The organism is Leisingera sp. F5, assembly GCF_001593695.1.
On record NZ_LUKH01000252.1, the window covers coordinates 1 to 3,332 of the forward strand.

3 protein-coding genes are annotated in these 3,332 nt (G+C 61.7%); 2 read left to right on the forward strand and 1 reads right to left on the reverse strand.

What is annotated here, in order from left to right; translation table 11 throughout:
• Window positions 1-253: 253 nt before the first annotated feature.
• Complete coding sequence (locus A2I95_RS28325) at window positions 254-1,210, reverse strand: NAD(P)-dependent oxidoreductase (RefSeq protein ID WP_291735277.1); 957 nt, start codon at window positions 1,208-1,210, stop codon at window positions 254-256.
• Window positions 1,211-1,331: 121 nt separating this feature from the next.
• Between A2I95_RS28325 and A2I95_RS28330 the strand changes: the two genes are divergently transcribed.
• Together A2I95_RS28330 and A2I95_RS28335 are read left to right on the forward strand one after the other, a co-directional pair.
• Window positions 1,332-2,207 (forward strand): LysR family transcriptional regulator, encoded by an 876-nt coding sequence (locus A2I95_RS28330; RefSeq protein ID WP_291735274.1) that lies wholly within the window; start codon window positions 1,332-1,334, stop codon window positions 2,205-2,207.
• A gap of 47 nt (window positions 2,208-2,254) precedes the next feature.
• Window positions 2,255-3,332: reductive dehalogenase domain-containing protein (locus tag A2I95_RS28335; protein ID WP_291735275.1), on the forward strand; the 1,078-nt coding region annotated here is incomplete at its 3' end.

Here is a 3,332-nt window from a genome sequence, read left to right on the forward strand (position 1 = left end):
AACCGCCAGCAGAAACACCAGCCATGCAGGCGACGGCGGCGCCGCCAATGCCACATAAAGCAGCAGGCAGCCGGTCAATCCCAGCATCGCCGTGCCCATGATCCGCCGTCCGCCGGAGGCTTCAATTGTGGCCAGGACCTCGTTGTTCATCCGCTGCTCCCCTTGCTGCTGCACCGGGCATAAACCGGATCTGGCAAAGAAAACAGCCCCCGCCGAAGCGGGGGCAGGATGCGGCCGTGCAGTTCAGGGAAACTTATCCCGCTGCAGCGCGGTGCACGACAACCTCGTAGCCCGGCTCTTCTGGTTCATCGTCCACCATTTCCGGCGGGAAGCCCGGCGCCCGGATGTCCAGACCGGTGGCATCTTCCAGGCGGCGGATGATATTCGGTGACAGCTCGCGGTCGCCATAGCGGGTGATGCCGTCCTCAAAGATCTTCACCATCAGCGGGCTGACTTCCAGCGGCACATTTGCCCGGTCGGCCACCTCCTGGAACAGGCCGACGTCCTTTTTCACCAGATCCATGGTAAAGGAAATATCCCGGCTGCCGTTCAGGATTACCTGGCTTTCGGTCACATGCGAAAACGAATTGCCCGAGCTGATCTTGATCGCCTCATAGGCAATGTTCAGATCCATGCCCGCTGCCTTAGCGGTGACCAGCGCCTCGGCGTTGGCGACCAGATGCACGGTGGCCAGATAGTTGGTCACCACTTTCAGCACCGAGGCCGAGCCCAGACCCCCGGTGTGCAGGATGCGGCGGCCCATAGTGGTAAGCAGCGGCAGGATGGTGTCAAAAGTCCCGCGGTCGCAGCCCGCAAAGATCGAGATATTGCCGGTGCCCGCCCGGTGGCAACCGCCGGAAACCGGGCAATCCACCGCGCGGCCGCCCTGCTCGATCACCATGGCGCCCAAACGTTTGGCCTCGGCCTCGTCGGTGGTGGACATTTCCATCCAGATCTTGCCTTCGGTGATTTCCGGCAGCATCTGCATCATCACCGCGTCCGAGGCCGCAGGCGACGGCAGGCAGGTGATCACCGCATCGCAGTCGCGCATCATCTGCGCCGGGCTTTCGCCCTTGACCGCGCCGTTGTCCACGAAGCTTTGCACCAGATCCGCATCCAGATCGTGCACCGTCAGGTCCACGCCGTTGCGCAGCAGGCTGCCGGACAGTTTGCCGCCCACGTTGCCAAGGCCGATGAAGCCCACTTTCAGATCAGTTGCCATGTCGAGTCTCTCCTCCCGGGGTATGCGTCTGCCCTATGGCTAGCTTGACCTCTGCCAAAACAAAAACGAATAATAACGCGGTCTGACTTCAGGAATTTTTGCAACACAAATGTCCGATCTGCCCAATCTCGTCTGGTTGCGCGCCTTTGAGGCCGCCGCCCGCCTGCAAAGCTTCACCGCTGCGGCGGAGGAACTGGGGCTGACCCAGGCCGCCGTCAGCCATCAGGTGCGCAGCCTCGAGAAAAGCTTTGGCATCACCTTGTTTATCCGCCGGTCGCGTCACCTGGAGCTGACAGAGCTGGGCCATGCCTATTACCCGTCGGTCGCGCAGGCGCTGACGGATATCGCGTACTCCACCCGCGGCCTCTTGGGGCATGCGCAGACCCGTACGGTGACAATACGGGCACCGGTCTCAACTGCCGTCCTGTGGGTGGCGCCGCGGCTGGGGGCGTTCCACGCCGCCAACCCGCACATCCGCATCCGGTTGATTTCTGCCGTCTGGGCCGACAGCACCCAGGACGAGGACGTGGATATCGACCTGCGGCTCGGGCCATCCGGCTGGTTCGGCCGCCGCGCGCATCTACTCTCGACTGAGACCGTGATCCCCGTGGCGCAGCCGCTGCTGGCCGGGCAGTTGCAAACGGTGGATCAGCTATTCGACCAGACGCTGATCCATATCCACGGCTATCAGGACCACTGGCTGCGGCTGTCCGAACAAGAAGGCGTGCCGCTGAAGGACCGCAGTGCACCTCTGTATGTGGACACGTCTCTGGCGGCGGTTGAGATTGCCGCCTCCGGTGCAGGCGTCGCCATGCTGATGCGCCGTTATGCAGAACTGCCGCTGTCGAAAAGCCGCCTGGCCCCGGTGCTGGGCGCGGAGATTCCGATGGGTCAGGGCCACTACCTGATGCCCGCCGCCGGAGAGGCCCCGAACAACGCCGAGGTCTCCATGGTCCGCGATTGGATCGTGTCCCTGTTCAGCTGATCGCCCCTCCTCTTGCCGGCGCCGGAATTGCCGGATAGCGTCCGCCCATGCCCTGGCCACAGAACACACCGCCCCAGCGCGACGGCGATGCAGCCGCAGGGATCGAAGTCACAGATGATTTCGAGCGGTTCTCGCAGCGCAACGACATCTTTACCCGCGCGTTCTGGGACAAGCGGGTGAAATCCAAACACACGATGAAATTCTTCTCCTCCTACCGGATGGAGGCGGCTCCGCGCCGCGGCGACGGTTTCAGCCAGCGCGATTTTGCCCTGCGCAATGCCGCCTGGCTGATTTCCGACATCGTGTCAAATCGCAAGGCCTCTGATGGGCTACGCGAAGGGTTCCAGGCCCCGATTCAGCCAGACACGCCCGTCGCCCAGGACACATTGGAGATCGATGATCCTTCCAAGATGGCGACAGAAATCAAACGGATTTCCAAATTCTTTGGCGCGGATTTGTGTGGCATCACCGATTTCGATGAACGCTGGCTGTACAGCGCCCGGGTGGATGCACGCGATTTCTCCGAAGCACCGCATGATCTGCCCCAGGGGCTGAACACTGTCATCGTGCTGGGGCATGAAATGGACAAGGAGCTGGTGGCCACCTATCCGTCGGCGTTGGCCGGTGCCGCCACAGGGCGGGAATACAGCCACGAGGCCGCAATCGTGATGCAACTGGCCGCCTATATCCGCAATCTTGGGTATGAGGCGGTGCCGTCGATGAACGATACAGGCCTGGTGATCCCCTATGCGGTCAAGGCGGGCTTGGGCGAATACGCGCGCAACCAGATGGTCATAACACCGGAATTCGGACCACGACTTCGCTTTTCCAAGATCTTTACCAATCTGCCCCTGACCCACGACATCGCTGAACCACGCGGGGTGAAATCGTTTTGCGATATCTGCACCAAATGTGCCGACGCCTGCCCAGTCAAGGCCCTGCCCTTTGGGCCACCTGAAGTGGGGGGACAGAATGTGTCGGCAATCAAAGGCGTGCGCAAATGGACATCCGACGCCGAAAAGTGTTTTTCCTTTTGGGCCAAGATGGCTTCGGATTGTGCGATCTGCATGCGGGTCTGTCCGTTCAACCGGGACTATGATCGTTTGCGGGATCGCCTATGGTTGA

Excerpts from the sequence above, each read along its gene's own strand:
- A2I95_RS28330 (WP_291735274.1), top strand. The coding sequence starts at position 1,332 with ATGTCCGATCTGCCCAATCTCGTCTGGTTGCGCGCCTTTGAGGCCGCC.